The 14,545-nt window shown below is 34.7% G+C and carries 17 protein-coding genes; 5 read left to right on the top strand and 12 right to left on the bottom strand.

What is annotated here, in order from left to right; all coding sequences use genetic code 11:
• Positions 1 to 855, bottom strand: coding sequence for a pantoate--beta-alanine ligase (gene panC, locus ACTF48_RS00085; protein ID WP_438961235.1), 855 nt, complete (start codon positions 853 to 855; stop codon positions 1 to 3).
• Positions 856 to 959: 104 nt separating this feature from the next.
• Between panC and ACTF48_RS00080 the strand changes: the two genes are divergently transcribed.
• From ACTF48_RS00080 to ACTF48_RS00060, 5 genes are all read left to right on the top strand, one after another.
• On the top strand, positions 960 to 1,787 hold the full coding sequence (locus ACTF48_RS00080; protein WP_438961094.1) for a glycogen/starch synthase: 828 nt from the start codon (positions 960 to 962) through the stop codon (positions 1,785 to 1,787).
• Positions 1,765 to 3,381 (top strand): DUF4270 domain-containing protein, encoded by a 1,617-nt coding sequence (locus ACTF48_RS00075; RefSeq protein ID WP_438961093.1) that lies wholly within the window; start codon positions 1,765 to 1,767, stop codon positions 3,379 to 3,381. The genes ACTF48_RS00080 and ACTF48_RS00075 overlap by 23 nt, the downstream gene beginning before the upstream one ends.
• An 11-nt stretch (positions 3,382 to 3,392) precedes the next feature.
• Positions 3,393 to 5,240 (top strand): glutamine--fructose-6-phosphate transaminase (isomerizing), encoded by a 1,848-nt coding sequence (gene glmS, locus ACTF48_RS00070; RefSeq protein WP_438961092.1) that lies wholly within the window; start codon positions 3,393 to 3,395, stop codon positions 5,238 to 5,240.
• 283 nt (positions 5,241 to 5,523) lie between these two features.
• The gene (gene atpD / locus ACTF48_RS00065) at positions 5,524 to 7,032 is read left to right on the top strand and encodes a F0F1 ATP synthase subunit beta (protein ID WP_438961091.1); all 1,509 of its coding nucleotides are present in this window, start codon (positions 5,524 to 5,526) and stop codon (positions 7,030 to 7,032) included.
• Between the two features lie 61 nt (positions 7,033 to 7,093).
• The gene (locus ACTF48_RS00060) at positions 7,094 to 7,372 is read left to right on the top strand and encodes a F0F1 ATP synthase subunit epsilon (RefSeq protein WP_438961090.1); all 279 of its coding nucleotides are present in this window, start codon (positions 7,094 to 7,096) and stop codon (positions 7,370 to 7,372) included.
• 55 nt (positions 7,373 to 7,427) lie between these two features.
• On the opposite strand, the gene ACTF48_RS00055 is transcribed toward ACTF48_RS00060, so the two are convergent.
• The 11 genes from ACTF48_RS00055 to ACTF48_RS00005 form a co-directional block, all read right to left on the bottom strand.
• Positions 7,428 to 8,966, bottom strand: a complete 1,539-nt coding sequence (locus ACTF48_RS00055) for a polyamine aminopropyltransferase (RefSeq protein ID WP_438961089.1) — start codon at positions 8,964 to 8,966, stop codon at positions 7,428 to 7,430.
• Between the two features lie 13 nt (positions 8,967 to 8,979).
• Positions 8,980 to 9,747 (bottom strand): hypothetical protein, encoded by a 768-nt coding sequence (locus ACTF48_RS00050; protein WP_438961088.1) that lies wholly within the window; start codon positions 9,745 to 9,747, stop codon positions 8,980 to 8,982.
• Positions 9,748 to 9,756: 9 nt separating this feature from the next.
• Positions 9,757 to 10,230: a DUF4178 domain-containing protein gene (locus ACTF48_RS00045; RefSeq protein ID WP_438961087.1), complete on the bottom strand. Its 474-nt coding sequence runs from the start codon at positions 10,228 to 10,230 to the stop codon at positions 9,757 to 9,759.
• 3 nt (positions 10,231 to 10,233) lie between these two features.
• The gene (locus ACTF48_RS00040; RefSeq protein ID WP_438961086.1) at positions 10,234 to 11,022 is read right to left on the bottom strand and encodes an ion transporter; all 789 of its coding nucleotides are present in this window, start codon (positions 11,020 to 11,022) and stop codon (positions 10,234 to 10,236) included.
• A complete protein-coding gene (gene speD, locus ACTF48_RS00035) occupies positions 11,019 to 11,402 on the bottom strand; it encodes an adenosylmethionine decarboxylase (protein ID WP_438961085.1) in 384 nt (127 codons plus the stop codon). The genes ACTF48_RS00040 and speD overlap by 4 nt, the downstream gene beginning before the upstream one ends.
• A 170-nt stretch (positions 11,403 to 11,572) precedes the next feature.
• Positions 11,573 to 12,001, bottom strand: a complete 429-nt coding sequence (locus tag ACTF48_RS00030) for an ankyrin repeat domain-containing protein (RefSeq protein WP_438961084.1) — start codon at positions 11,999 to 12,001, stop codon at positions 11,573 to 11,575.
• Between the two features lie 55 nt (positions 12,002 to 12,056).
• The gene (locus tag ACTF48_RS00025; protein WP_438961083.1) at positions 12,057 to 12,263 is read right to left on the bottom strand and encodes a helix-turn-helix domain-containing protein; all 207 of its coding nucleotides are present in this window, start codon (positions 12,261 to 12,263) and stop codon (positions 12,057 to 12,059) included.
• A gap of 2 nt (positions 12,264 to 12,265) precedes the next feature.
• Positions 12,266 to 12,811 (bottom strand): DUF2975 domain-containing protein, encoded by a 546-nt coding sequence (locus ACTF48_RS00020; RefSeq protein ID WP_438961082.1) that lies wholly within the window; start codon positions 12,809 to 12,811, stop codon positions 12,266 to 12,268.
• A 3-nt stretch (positions 12,812 to 12,814) separates the two neighbouring features.
• Entirely contained in the window at positions 12,815 to 13,282 is a 468-nt protein-coding gene (locus tag ACTF48_RS00015; RefSeq protein ID WP_438961081.1) for a DUF2975 domain-containing protein, read from the bottom strand.
• A gap of 3 nt (positions 13,283 to 13,285) precedes the next feature.
• Complete coding sequence (locus ACTF48_RS00010; protein WP_438961080.1) at positions 13,286 to 13,807, bottom strand: DUF2975 domain-containing protein; 522 nt, start codon at positions 13,805 to 13,807, stop codon at positions 13,286 to 13,288.
• A gap of 2 nt (positions 13,808 to 13,809) precedes the next feature.
• Complete coding sequence (locus ACTF48_RS00005) at positions 13,810 to 14,265, bottom strand: DUF2975 domain-containing protein (RefSeq protein ID WP_438961079.1); 456 nt, start codon at positions 14,263 to 14,265, stop codon at positions 13,810 to 13,812.
• Between the last annotated feature and the right edge of the window lie 280 nt (positions 14,266 to 14,545).

Below are 14,545 nucleotides of genomic sequence, written 5' to 3'. Positions count from 1 at the left end.
TTAAGATAATCGCAAGTTATCAATCAAGCGCACATCTTCTATATGTGCAACGATAAACGCTCTATAAGTATGTTTGTGGTATTTGCGTTTTACGGGAACCAGTGTTTCTTCACTGGTGATGGTGAAGTATTCTAGTTTTAATCGTGATTGATTGTGATAAAGCGATTCTACCATCGCTATGGTGTCTGGAATACTGTGGTTTTTAAAATGAGCTCTAGCTTTTACAAGACTTTTATGAATGAAAGCTGCATATTCTCTGGAATCACTGGATAATCGCTCATTTCTAGAACTCATGGCTAGACCATGTGGTTCTCTTTTTATGGCGCATCCTATAATAGCTATGGGTAATTCTAATTTTTCAACCAGCTTTTTTACAATTTGTAATTGTTGAAAATCTTTTTCGCCAAAATAAGCAGCGTCGGGTTGTACTTTATGAAATAAAAACTCGAGAATAGTTCCTACACCATCAAAATGGCCAGGTCTATTAGCACCTTCCATGACATGTTCTAAACCATCATAATTATATTTTTTAGACACAGGACTATGGCCGTAGATATCTTTTACTGTAGGCGTGTAAATGATTACCTTTTCCTTACCAAAGGCTTCATATATAAGAGAAACGTCTTGCTCAACAGTTCTGGGATATTTTTCTAAATCACCAGTATTGTCAAATTGCGTAGGGTTTACAAATATAGATACTGCAAGGATATCATTAGATTCTAGGGCTTGCTCCATTAAAGAAAGATGACCTTTGTGTAAGGCGCCCATAGTAGGGACAAAGCCAGTGCTGAGACCTTTAGTTTTAAATTCTTTAACCTTAGAGGTAAGTGTTTTATGGGTTTTAAATACCATCAGTGCTAGAGTTAATAAGCTGTACAAACATAAGGTTAAACCATTAAATTGCAAGAAATTTTGTATTTTTGCAACTTGCTAAAAGTTAGGCAACAATAAAACAATTTATGAAGGAAAAAAGAGTATTATACGTATCCTCAGAAGTTATCCCTTATTTACCAGAAACCGAAGCGTCATCGATGTCCTATTTTAGTCCTAAAATGGTGAATGATCGCGGTGGTCAGATTAGAATATTTACACCTCGTTTTGGAAATATTAATGAGCGTAGACACCAGTTACATGAAGTGATTCGTTTGAGTGGTATGAATTTGATTATCAATGACTTAGATATGCCTCTAATCATTAAGGTAGCTTCTATCCCAAAGGAAAGAATGCAGGTTTATTTTATAGATAATGAAGATTATTTTAAACGTAAAGCAACGCTTACTGATGAAGATGGAAACATGTTTGATGATAATGATGAGCGTGCGATCTTTTTTGCAAAAGGAGTTATAGAAACGGTTAAAAAATTAAACTGGGCACCAGACATTATTCATGTTCATGGATGGCTTGCCGGGTTGTTGCCTTTATATATTAAAAACTATTATGGTAATGATCCTTTATTTGAGGATAGTAAAATAGTTACCTCAGTGTATAATCAATCCTTTGAAGGAACGTTAGATACTGAAATGATAGATAAACTTAAGTTTGACGCGCTAGATGACGAGTCAGTTGCAGAGTTTGAAGACCCAACCTATCTCAACTTAATGATGAATGCTGTGAAGTTTAGTGATGGTGTTATAAAAGCGAGTGAGGAGTTAAATCCAGATTTAAACGCTTACATAGACTCGCTAGAGAAGCCCACATTAGAGTATCATTCTCACGAGGAGTTTGCAGATGCTTATGAGGAATTCTATCTTAACGATATTTTAGATGAAAAAGATAATGAAGAGTAAAGTGAAGCGCGTTATTCTTAACGCTTCAATTATTGCAGGACTTGTTATAGGATTAGCAGCTTGTGATAATGAATTGAATACTATAGGAAGTGATATCCTGGGTGCAGATCAGTTAGAGGATCGTATTCAAATGCAGGAGTTTGATGTAGTTGCGTGGAGTGAATTGCTTGGGCCTGTGCAAACTAATAACTTTAGCTCGATGCCTTTAGGGTCTTATAATGATCCCGTTTATGGAAGAACAGATTATAGTTTTGTAACTCAGTTGAGTTTACCATCATCTACACCTAGCTTTGGAGATAGTCCAGTTTTAGATAGTGTAGTGCTTAGTATTCCTTATTATTCTAGAGTTATTGAAATAGATGGCGATAGTCGAGTCTACGAGATTGACTCACTCTATGGAGGAGATCGATATCATTTGCAAATTTTTCAAAATAATTATTTTTTAAATAACTTTAATCCTGATGCTATTGAAGACCCGGCAGTGTATTTTTCTGACTTGGGCGCGACCATAGACGCTCAAAAAGGACCTCTCGTTTATGAAACATTTAGCTATTTACCTAGCCCTGAGGAGGTAATATTGACTGAAACAGATGAGAATGGTTTTGTTAATGAATCAGAACGCTTAACACCTAGATTAAGAGTGCAGCTAGATAAACCTTTTTGGGAAAATACAATTATTAATCAACAGGGAACTGGTAACTTAGAAAGTAATCCTAACTTTCAAAACTATTTTAGGGGGCTATATTTTAAGATTAATAGTATTATAGATAATGGAAATTTAGTGCATCTTAATATTAACGAAGCCGAAATTGTTTTTTACTTAACAATTAGTTTTGTAGATGTAGGTGACATAGATAATGATGGGGATACACTGGAATTAATAGAAGTAGATAGTCAGTTCAGCTTGTCTTTTGATGGTAATAGAGTAAGTCTTATCGATAATAGTATAAACAACCCTTCAATTATCTCAGATATACAAGCCGCTAATGATGATGTTGCTGGTGAAGAACGCCTTTATCTAAAAGGCGGTCCTGGATCTATGGCTCTTTTAGATTTATTTGGTCCTGATTTAGATATGAATGGTGAAGCAGATGAGCTTACTCAAATAATTGAAAATAACTGGATTATAAATGAGGCATCACTTACTTTTTTTGTGGACCAAGCTGCTGTTGATGCGGGATCTACAGAGCCTGAGCGTATCATCATATACAACTTTGAGGATGATTCGATTTTAGCTGATTTCTCATTGAACCCCAGTAATAATGCTTTAAACTCAAACATCAACCATCTAGGAAGATTAGAGAGAGTAGATAATGAGGATGAGAGCTCACAAGGTGTGAAGTACAAATTAAGGTTAACGCAACATATTAATAGTATCATTAACGGAGACATCGAAAATGTAAGACTGGCCCTGGCTGTGACTCAAAACGTTAACTTAATTTCTAATGGAGAAGTGAAAACCCCTAACGTAGCTGAGAAGGTCCTAACAGGCGCTGCAATTTCACATGAGGGAACTATTTTACATGGTAATTTATCTAGTGATCCCGAGAAGCGATTAAGGTTTGAAATTTATTATACAGATCCTAACAATTAAAAGAGAGAAGTATGTGTGGAATTGTGGGTTATATAGGGCATCGTGATGCTTATCCTATCGTTTTAAACGGTCTTAAGAGGCTTGAATACAGAGGTTATGATAGTGCGGGAATTGCTATTTATGACGGTACTGACCTTAAGTTTTCAAAAACAAAGGGTAAAGTTGCTGATCTTGAAAAAAAGCTAGAAGCTGATATTTCAATAAATGGTTCTATTGCAATAGGGCATACCCGATGGGCTACCCATGGAGTGCCTAATGATGTAAACTCGCATCCTCATTTTTCTAACAGTGGTGATTTAGTCATTATCCATAACGGTATCATAGAGAATTATGAGCCATTAAAGCAAGAGCTTAGGAATAGAGGTTTTACATTTCAATCAGACACAGATACTGAGGTTTTAGTAAACCTTATAGAAGATGTAAAAAATAAGCAAAAAGTAAAGCTAGGTAAAGCAGTACAAATAGCGTTGAATCAAACTATAGGTGCTTATGCAATTGCGGTTTTTGACCGTAAAAAACCTGATGAAATAGTGGTGGCTAGATTAGGATCTCCTCTTGCTATAGGTGTAGGAGATAATGAATTCTTTATTGCGAGTGACGCGTCTCCTTTTATAGAGTTTACTAAAGAAGCTATTTATCTAGAAGATGGTGAAATGGCCGTAGTACGTACTCATAAAGACATGAAGATACGTAAAATCCATGATGATTCATTAGTAGCTCCTTATATTCAAGAATTGCAAATGAACCTTGAGCAAATAGAAAAAGGCGGTTACGAGCACTTCATGTTGAAAGAGATTTATGAGCAACCGCAAGCTATTAGAGACACCTTTAGAGGCAGAATGTTAGTAGATCAAGGCCTTATTAAAATGGCTGGTATTGATGATCATATTGATAAGTTTTTAAACGCGCGACGCATTTTAATCGTTGCTTGTGGAACTTCATGGCACGCAGGTCTTGTAGCTGAGTATATATTTGAAGATCTAGCAAGAATTCCAGTAGAAGTAGAATATGCCTCAGAGTTCAGATATAGAAATCCTGTAATCGATAAAGATGATGTTCTTATTGCTATTTCTCAAAGTGGAGAAACAGCAGATACTATGGCGGCTATTAAAATGGCTAAAGAGAAAGGAGCCTTTGTATTTGGGGTTTGTAACGTGGTAGGTAGTTCTATCTCTCGAGAAACACACGCAGGAGCTTATACACATGCAGGTCCAGAAATAGGAGTCGCCTCTACTAAAGCCTTTACTACTCAAATAACAGTGCTTACCCTTATAGCGCTGCAATTAGCAAAGAAAAAAGGTAAGATATCTACTAGTGACTTCCATGCTTGCTTACAGGAATTAAATAATATACCAGAGAAAGTAGCACAAGCTCTAAAATCTAATGAGCACATTGAAAAAATAGCAGCTATTTATAAGGACGCACCTAATTGTCTTTATTTAGGCCGTGGATTTAATTTCCCAGTAGCTCTAGAAGGAGCTTTAAAGCTTAAAGAAATAAGTTATATCCATGCTGAAGGTTATCCTGCGGCAGAGATGAAACATGGACCTATAGCTCTAATTGATGAGCAAATGCCAGTAGTGGTTATCGCAACTCGTAAAGGTCATTATGAAAAGGTGGTTAGTAATATCCAAGAAATTAAATCTCGTAGTGGTAAGATTATAGGTATCGTTACAGAAGGTGATTTAGATGTGCGCAACCTTGCAGATCACGTTATAGAGGTGCCAGACACTATTGAATTTATGACGCCACTTTTAACTACTATCCCTTTACAATTATTATCCTACCATATCGCTGTAATGTTAGGTAAGAACGTAGATCAACCGCGCAATTTGGCTAAGTCGGTTACGGTGGAGTAAACCTAAGTAATTATCTTAAATACATAGAACCACTTGAGAAATTAAGTGGTTTTTTTACGCTTTCGCGAAAGCGTTTTATATAAAATTTCAAGTTTACCAAAAGGAATAATTAAAAATATTTAGACTATTTAATTGTTTTTTTTTGGTATTGTTTAGCACATTATTCTACAAGGCAAAAAAAATTGAAAATTCTAGTTATTATATAAAGTGGAAAGCAGTATCTTTGCGCCACTCAAAAAAGGCTTTTTAAGCCGTATCTTTTTAAGTTTAAAAACATTACATAATGTCTCAAATTACAGGTAGCGTTTCACAAATCATCGGTCCGGTGGTAGACGTAACATTTGATAGTGCACAAGGCGCACTCCCTAAAATTTATGATTCTCTAGAGGTAGAACTTAATGGCAACCTTCTAGTATTAGAGGTGCAGTCTCACATAGGTGAGAATACTGTAAGAACGATCTCTATGGATTCAACAGATGGTCTTTCTCGCGGTACAGCAGTTAATGCTACAGGAAACCCTATTAAAATGCCTATAGGAGATGATGTTTATGGTCGTCTTTTTAACGTTATCGGTGATGCGATTGATGGTTTAGGTAACCTTACAAAAACAGGTGATAAAGGTCTGTCTATTCACAGATCAGCACCAGCATTTGAGGACCTTTCTACATCTACTGAAGTACTTTTTACAGGTATTAAAGTTATCGATCTTATTGAACCTTATGCAAAAGGTGGTAAGATTGGACTATTCGGTGGTGCTGGAGTAGGGAAAACAGTATTGATTCAAGAATTGATTAATAACATCGCAAAAGGTCACGGTGGACTTTCAGTATTTGCTGGAGTAGGTGAGCGCACGCGTGAAGGAAATGACCTTTTACGTGAGATGTTAGAATCAGGAATTATAAAATATGGAGATGCATTTATGCACTCTATGGAAGAAGGTGGATGGGATCTACAAAAGGTAGATAAAGAAGTAATGAAAGAATCAAAAGCGACTTTCGTTTTTGGTCAGATGAATGAGCCACCAGGAGCTCGTGCACGTGTGGCATTATCTGGTCTTACTATTGCTGAGTATTTCCGTGATGGAGCTGGAGATGGACAAGGGAAAGATGTACTTTTCTTTGTTGATAACATTTTCCGTTTTACACAAGCAGGTTCTGAGGTATCAGCACTTTTAGGTCGTATGCCATCGGCAGTAGGTTACCAGCCTACACTAGCTACCGAGATGGGAGCGATGCAAGAGCGTATTACTTCTACTAAAAAAGGATCTATTACATCTGTACAAGCGGTTTACGTTCCTGCAGATGACCTTACCGATCCAGCACCAGCAACTACATTTGCTCACCTAGATGCAACAACCGTACTTTCTCGTAAAATTGCTGAGTTAGGTATTTATCCAGCGGTAGATCCTCTAGATTCTACTTCTCGTATTCTTACAGCTGAGATTCTAGGTAAAGATCACTATGAGTGTGCTCAAAATGTAAAAGAATTGTTACAGCGTTATAAAGAGCTTCAGGATATTATTGCCATTTTAGGTATGGAAGAATTATCTGAAGAGGATAAGCTTGCGGTAAGTCGTGCACGTCGTGTACAGCGTTTCTTATCTCAGCCGTTCCATGTAGCAGAGCAGTTTACAGGTCTTAAAGGTGTGCTAGTAGATATTAAGGATACTATTAAAGGATTTAACATGATTATGAATGGTGAGTTAGATCACCTTCCAGAAAGTGCTTTTAACCTTAAAGGAACTATCGAAGAAGCAATCGAGGCAGGAGAAAAAATGCTTGCTGAGGCATAAATTTTTGAGTGTTGTAGTTATAAGTGAAAACTCATAACTCTATAATTCATAACCAAAAGATATGATTTTAGAAATAGTTACACCAGAGCAAGTGGTTTATAGTGGTTCAGTAGAATCATTATCTGTACCAGGTATTAATGGACAATTTCAGATGCTCGATAATCACGCGCCAGTGGTCTCTTTACTTGTAAAAGGAGCTGTAAAGATCTTTGGTAAAGTAGAGATTGATGAGACTGTAGCTAGTTTATTTGCAAAAGGTGAAGGCGGCACTACAGACTTTTTAATTACTGGTGGCGTTATAGAAATGAAAGATAATAAAGCAATCGTCTTAGCAGACTAATATGTTTTATTAGAATATTAAAAAGCCTCGATTCTTATGAATCGAGGCTTTTTAGTTAGTATAAATCCCAGTTTCCTTGTTGATAATAGCGATAGAGTGTAGGAGAAAAAATAGTGTTTACTTCAATTCCAGTTGTATCTATTAAGGGCTTTCCAAACGCAGTAAGACCAGGAAGAGCTTCTTTGTTAAGCCATTTTAGGTTTTTGCTTTCAAAACTCATCTTATTGAAATCGTCAAGTGAAATAGGGTCTTTACTACCTATTATCCAACTCCATTCTCCTAAGGTAAGAATCTGGTTGCGTAAGGGTAAAGTGTGAAATGATGCTGTTTCTAGGGTTTTATTGATGCAATAAAATGCTTTAGTGGCATAATATGGGCTACCAGATTGGGTGATAAAAACCCCTTTATCTGATAATCTTAAATAACATAGTTTATAAAACTCCTTAGTATAAAGTTTATTTAAATCCACGTTATTAGGATCTGGTAAATCAACAATGATGACATCATATGTAACATCACTATTTTCAAGAAAAGTGAACGCATCTTTTGAGATTAATTGGACTTTTTCATTTTGAAAAGCGTTCTCATTGATGGCGTTAAAAATGGCATTAGATTTCCCTAATTCAATCATCTCTGGATCTAGATCTACTAAGGTGATTTTCTTTACGTCGTCATATTTTAAGATTTCACGAACAGCACATCCATCTCCACCGCCTAAAACTAGAATGTTATTTCTGGCATCGCTTAAATTCATCACACTATGAACCATAGGTTCGTGGTATAAATATTCATCAAAGGTAGATAACTGTTGATTACCATTGATATATAAGGAGTACCACTCATTCCATGAAGTGATGACGATTTTTTGATACTTAGTTTGTTTACTATAAATGATTTTATCCTTATACTTTGATTGCTCGCCAAATAAAACAAGAGGCTTTGCAAAATAAAGCCCTGATAGTATGGCTATAGCAGTAATAGCATATAGAATGTGAAGTGTTTTTTGAACACCTTGTGTGAGCTTATACTTGAGTTCATAAAATAGCCAAAAGGAGATCCCAAAATTTATAATTCCTAACACAAAAGGTGTGTAAGTAAGGCCTAAGTATGGTAAGCCTACAAAGGCAAAAAATAGTCCTCCTAAAAGGCTACCGTAGTAATCTTTTTCTAGAATATTAGAAATGTTTACTCTTAGTTCTTCAAATTCATTATTGATACGTGTTGCAAAAGGAATCTCAAGCCCTATTAATAAACCTATGGCTATGGAGAGCAGGTAAATTACGATCCAAGAGTTGTTAGTTACCCCAAAAATGATATAAGCAATGATAGCACTGAAAGACACTAACAAGGATAGAGTAAGCTCTGATAAGATAAAGTACAACACTATATGAGTAGAGAATGCTTTACTGATCCTACTACCTAGTCCCATAGAAAATAGCATTATGGATACTATCAAGGTGAATTGAAGGATAGCATTTCCTATGAAGTAACTAGCTAAGGTGGACAGAATATACTCTGCTACTATACCACTAAAACCAGTGGCTAAAAGAGCAATTTTTAAAACGCTAGATTTCTGTTTTGAGCTAGATTTCAATGTCCTGTTCTATTTATTTTCCTATACCACCAGACCTAGATCTAGTTGAGGAAGCGCTCTTGTATCTCGAGCTACTGCGTTTAGCTTTATTACTCTTAAAACTATTCCAGGTGCTGCTGGATCTTTTTCTTGTAAAGAATGATGGTCTTTTACTTTTTTGATAGTTACTGCGTGTACCATATTGGGTGCTTCCATTTGACATGTTACCATAATATGAAGCACCTCTTGAGGCTGCAGACCTATAACCATTGTAGTTGTTTTGATAAGCTGGTCTTCTCATCATCCAGTACCAAAAAAGAAATCCGGTACCATTAGATCTCCATCTTCTAGTTCTTGTAGAACTTGTAGTAGAGGTGGAGTCTTTAGTCGCTTCTTCCCAAGAACCGTATTTTTCATTGCCTATTGCCCAACCAAAGCCTACAGGTTGAGCTTCTCTTGATAATTTACCGTTGTGATGAGAAACGATTTCCATGCCTAGATCGTTTTCATGCTTTTCAAAATAAGCACGATTAACCGTTTTCCAGTCTAGTGAGTCCACAAGCAATGTGTCATTTTCCACTTTAAGCACATTATATTTGTGTTGGAATCTCTTGACACCTGATTGATCTCTAATATCCATATCGTTGAGAACGATCGAGTAATCTTTATTACCTAGTTGGGCGATTAGTTTATCTGTAGGTTCTCTGTCTACGGTAATACTTTGATCTGTTTCATTACAAGCAACTATCGTTAGGGTTAATAGGATTATAGCTACTGTTTTTATGTGTTTTATTATTTGCATAGGTAGTTATTATAACTGAATATCACTTTCTTTCATTTCAATGCCGTAAAAAGCACTATAACTTTTTTGTTCTGTAATTTCTATGGTAATCATTACTTCTTCATTATTGTAAAATAAATAACTTTCTACAGGTGTCCATGAACTCATAGTGGTTTCATTTTTAAATGCTCCTGTATAGCTTTCTTCAAGGTCATAGACTTCACCATTGAAGGTGATAAAACCATCCTGAATAGCAGTTTTCATGTCCTGATCATCTAGTAAAATAGCCTCACTAAAATACAATTCATAAGCACCTTCGTGTCTTTCGACTTCTAAAAACCGTTCCTCTCCATCCTTGTTTTTAATAAGGTACTCTATACTTTTACCATCTACATTCCAGTCATAATTACATATTTCTGTAATGATCCATTTTTGCTTTCTTATGGTTATTTCTATTCCTTCCTTGAAAAGGTTGAAATCTACCTTTTTTTTGTTCCAAAACATAGTTTAAAGTTCTTTATGGCAATGGGGACAGCATTTTTCAGCTTTTTTATTCTGTATCTCATCTATGTAAGCAGAACTTATAATTCCAGTAGGAAGAGCAACTATTCCTATTCCCAGGAGCGCAATAACTCCACTTAAAAACTTTCCTAAGCCGGTAACTGGATAGATATCGCCATAACCTACAGTAGTTAAAGTTGCTACAGACCACCATAAGGCCTGACCTATGTTTTCAAAAGCGTCTGGTTGTGCCTCATTTTCTATATCATACATGAGAGTGGCTGCAATTATGAGTAAAATACAAACTACAAATACAGTTACTATAATATCATTTTTACTTTTCTTAAATACATTACTAATGATCTTTAAAGCTTCTGAATGTCTGTTTAGTTTTAATATCCTAAGAAGACGTAACAGCCTTAAGGACCTTATCACACGTAAGTCAATTTTAAAGATAAATGGTAAATAGAAGGGTAGAATAGATAATAAATCTATCAGTCCCATAAAGGAGAACATGTATTTTAAACGTGCTTTAAGGAAACCTTGATCACTGTAAATCAGATCTGCTATCCATATTCTAGCTAGATATTCAATTGTAAACACTACAACAGAGAAAACTTCAATAAAATTTAAAACACCTCCATATTCAGAGGATATATTTTGGTATGATTCTAAAAAAAGAGTGATGATGTTTACTACTATTAAACCAGAAATAAAGTAATGTACGAGGTTGTCACCTTTTTGATTTCCGCGTTCATCATCTAATAAACCGCATATTTTATTTTTAAAATTCATCGATTAGAGTTTAAACGTTCAACAATAGATAAATTTCCTCTTACCGCATCCTCTTGAATTAATTCTCGGGCATCAAATTTCTTTTTTAAGAATTCTATACCAGCTGTGAGATCATAATCAGAATTACAAGTAAAAATATCAATAGCTACATAATCATGTTCAGGCCAGGAATGAAAGGTGAGATGACTTTCTTCTATTACGATAACTCCACTTATACCTATAGGCGAAAATTCATGAAACGTAAAGTTTACTATGGTGAGATTCATTAGCGCACTAGCCTCTAGTAGAGTCTCTTCAATAAAAGCTCTTGAGTTTATAGTGGCTGTATTACAACCGTATAGATCTATTGTTTTTTGATACCCTAAATGAGTTGAACGCATCTCATATGATTATAGAAAAAGGCTATCTTTAAATACCGTTTAATAGTTCAATGATCACATGGAACCTGTCTCAGAACTATTAAAAAATAGTTTAGAATTCTACAGGGTCAATCTGAAAATGAGAAAACGAATTTAAAGATAGCCTTTTTTAAAATTTTTATAAAAGTAGATTAATCTAACAGCTTTTTAATTTTAGCTGCACGATCACCTTCTGTAATATAGTCTGCGGCAGTTTTACCATCTACTTTAATCGTAGTGTCTGCACCAGCTTTTACTAGAATAGCTACTAAATTAGGTTGACTATACTTTACAGCTTGCATTAATGGAGTTAATCCACCACAAGTATTGTTAAGATCTACTTTCTTTTCTTGAATTAAGAATTCAAGAACGTCTGCACTTCCCATTTGAACTGCTAGGTGAGCTACAGATGAGCTTGTTCTACCTACCTCATAACAAGTGTTTTTGTTATCATCAGTGACTAGAGTGCTTATCGCGTTAGTATCATCATTTTTTAGAGCTTTGGTTAAGTCCATACTCAATTGTTGTGCACTCGCTATAGTTCCTATACATAGTGCTACTAGAAATATTACTTTTTTCATCGTGTAGTTTATTAAAGTGTCGCTAATATATGATTATCTTTTCAATTCCCATAGATCAATCTTTTCGATACTCTAAAATATCACCAGGCTGACACTCCAGCGCCTCACAAATAGCCTCTAGAGTGGAAAACCGCACTGCTTTAGCTTTTCCTGTTTTAAGAATGGAAAGATTTGCTGTAGTGATTCCTATGTGCTCTGCCAGCTCATTACTTTTCATGCCTTTTTGTGCTAGGACTACGTCTAGATTAATATATATAGGCATGGTTAAATGGTTAGGTCGTTTTCATTTTTAAGGTTTCTTGCCTGGGCTAAAACCTGCGAAAGAATCAATAGAAATAGCCCGAAAATCATTGCTATAACGATAGATTCTAAACCAAAACTAAGATCTATCTTGTTTATTACAGGAAACACGTCGTCAATTATTTCTGGGTTGAAATGATCATAAATTAAAACAGGTATTTTTTTGAGGGCGATACTAGATAAAGTTAGAAGCCCGGCAATCTTTAAGTATCTAGAAACATCAGAATTAAAAAAATCTTTTTTGTACCATATAATAATGCTTTTGCGGCAGTAATGTAGAATACCAAAGATCATTAGGATTGCTATAACCCCTAAAAGATATACTGTTCCAGACGAAACGTCTGTCACAGCAATTAATCTAGAATCTGATTCCATGGCTAAATCCTGAAATCCATTACCGATAAAAAGAACCTTTATCGATAAATAGATCATGTAACTTAAAACTAGCAGAAAGTACATATAAATAATATCTATTAAACATCTCAACAATTGAAGTGCGTTTATGTTCATAATCTATATCGTTAAATCGTTTTCTTGTTGAAGTTTGGCACTGTCTTTAAATATTTTACTGAAGGAATATGAAACAGAACTAAGCAAACCACCTATAGGAATTAAGCCTGCATATTTAAAATCAAGAATACATAATAAAGCAGCTATACCACCTATGATAATGTAAACGGTACTTATTTGTTTCCATAATTTGTAGGATTCACTAGAGAAAAGTTTACCATTATTAGAACCTTTCATAAATCTATAAAAACAGAAAACCGAATAAATGATTAACATAAAAATCACAATACCTGCAGTGTTTTGTGTAATTTCAATGACACTTAATGGAGTCTCTAAAGATGTTGAGGTAATTAAGTTATTTCGTTTTAATATTTCTTTAGAAAATTTACCTAGTAAAACCAGAACAGCAATGACTATAAAAAACATGGTATAGCCTATCGTGAATTTATCAAAGTATCTTTTTTGTTTCATAATCTATATCGTTAAATCGTTTTCTTTTTGTAATTCTCTAGCGTTTTGTGTAATCTTTCCCATAATAAGTAAAAACAGTCCAAAAGCTGTAATCACAAAAAACGAGTCATAACTTAATCCAGGACTCAAACCATTTCTAGTCACTACGGTATCAGGGTGATTTATTTGAACACTGTAGAAGTATATTACCACCGGAATTTTAGTAATGATAATTCCAATGATACAACTCCAGCCTGCCTTTCTAAAATACGGAGCTAGGTCATCCTGAAATAATTTTTTAGGCTTTATACTCCACGCTACTTTGCGTAAATAATAGATCATCGCAACAAAGAAAAAATACCCAATCACCACAGCACCAGCTACCAGGTAAAAACTCCAGTGAATATTATATACCGTATAGCCACTCAATTGTATACCACGATGTATCACAGGATCTATAAACAAGATAGGTGATCCTATGGCTGCCATCCATCCAAAAAAATATACAAATCCCAAAACAGCACGCAATACTTGTAAGCTCTTCATAATTAAATCGTTAAATCGTTTTGTGTTTTATAATAATCTGCTTTTTTGATGATTTGGGATATGGCTAAGAAGAAAAAACCTGAAATACTCAATACTAAGGTGGTATCAAACATGTTTATAAAAAACTCTTCATCTTGTGCATCGCTTAAATAGGTGTACAAAATGGAATGAACTAATAGAGCAATTAATAAACAAAGCCCAATCCATTTAAAAGAGTTACTCATTACCTCAAATGAAAAACTATTCTCTTCAAAAGATTTTAAAACCCTAGCTCCGTTAAAGCAAATTATAGTTCCGGCTACTCCTGTTAAGCTCCCATAACTTATTAAGTTAGCATATGCTTGTGACCCAAAACCACCTAACGGACCATACATCGCAATTGGATTAATTATAGTCATAAGTAAATACAAACTCATAAAGGCATAAAGGGTATACTTTAATATTTTAACCAATTTCATAACAAAGCATTTATCATTTAACAACCACAAAACTATATTAATATTATTGATAAACAATAATTAATTATCGCAAAAGAATAATTTTTTTAATTGAGCCATTGATGTTCAAGTGGTTGTAAAATTATTTTTAAAGTGATTTTGTTACACATATGCAGATTCCACATCAAGTGCGGAATGACATCAAAATAACTACTGGATAATTTTTTACAAAAGCGCTTATCTAGTATTACCAGATTTTATAATTTTTACTCAAAGACTCAAAGACTCAAAGACTCAAAGA

It is taken from the genome of Nonlabens sp., assembly GCF_965660805.1.
Classification (GTDB): Bacteria; Bacteroidota; Bacteroidia; order Flavobacteriales; family Flavobacteriaceae; genus Nonlabens.
The sequence above is the reverse complement of the archived record's forward strand: the minus strand, read 5'-3'. Positions and strand labels throughout refer to the sequence as shown.

Excerpts from the sequence above, each read along its gene's own strand:
- ACTF48_RS00080 (WP_438961094.1), top strand. The coding sequence starts at position 960 with ATGAAGGAAAAAAGAGTATTATACGTATCCTCAGAAGTTATCCCTTAT.
- ACTF48_RS00075 (WP_438961093.1), top strand. The coding sequence starts at position 1,765 with ATGAAAAAGATAATGAAGAGTAAAGTGAAGCGCGTTATTCTTAACGCT.
- glmS (WP_438961092.1), top strand. The coding sequence starts at position 3,393 with ATGTGTGGAATTGTGGGTTATATAGGGCATCGTGATGCTTATCCTATC.
- atpD (WP_438961091.1), top strand. The coding sequence starts at position 5,524 with ATGTCTCAAATTACAGGTAGCGTTTCACAAATCATCGGTCCGGTGGTA.
- ACTF48_RS00060 (WP_438961090.1), top strand. The coding sequence starts at position 7,094 with ATGATTTTAGAAATAGTTACACCAGAGCAAGTGGTTTATAGTGGTTCA.
- ACTF48_RS00050 (WP_438961088.1), bottom strand. The coding sequence starts at position 9,747 with ATGCAAATAATAAAACACATAAAAACAGTAGCTATAATCCTATTAACC.
- ACTF48_RS00045 (WP_438961087.1), bottom strand. The coding sequence starts at position 10,230 with ATGTTTTGGAACAAAAAAAAGGTAGATTTCAACCTTTTCAAGGAAGGA.
- ACTF48_RS00040 (WP_438961086.1), bottom strand. The coding sequence starts at position 11,022 with ATGAATTTTAAAAATAAAATATGCGGTTTATTAGATGATGAACGCGGA.
- speD (WP_438961085.1), bottom strand. The coding sequence starts at position 11,402 with ATGCGTTCAACTCATTTAGGGTATCAAAAAACAATAGATCTATACGGT.
- ACTF48_RS00030 (WP_438961084.1), bottom strand. The coding sequence starts at position 12,001 with ATGAAAAAAGTAATATTTCTAGTAGCACTATGTATAGGAACTATAGCG.
- ACTF48_RS00025 (WP_438961083.1), bottom strand. The coding sequence starts at position 12,263 with ATGCCTATATATATTAATCTAGACGTAGTCCTAGCACAAAAAGGCATG.
- ACTF48_RS00020 (WP_438961082.1), bottom strand. The coding sequence starts at position 12,811 with ATGAACATAAACGCACTTCAATTGTTGAGATGTTTAATAGATATTATT.
- ACTF48_RS00015 (WP_438961081.1), bottom strand. The coding sequence starts at position 13,282 with ATGAAACAAAAAAGATACTTTGATAAATTCACGATAGGCTATACCATG.
- ACTF48_RS00010 (WP_438961080.1), bottom strand. The coding sequence starts at position 13,807 with ATGAAGAGCTTACAAGTATTGCGTGCTGTTTTGGGATTTGTATATTTT.
- ACTF48_RS00005 (WP_438961079.1), bottom strand. The coding sequence starts at position 14,265 with ATGAAATTGGTTAAAATATTAAAGTATACCCTTTATGCCTTTATGAGT.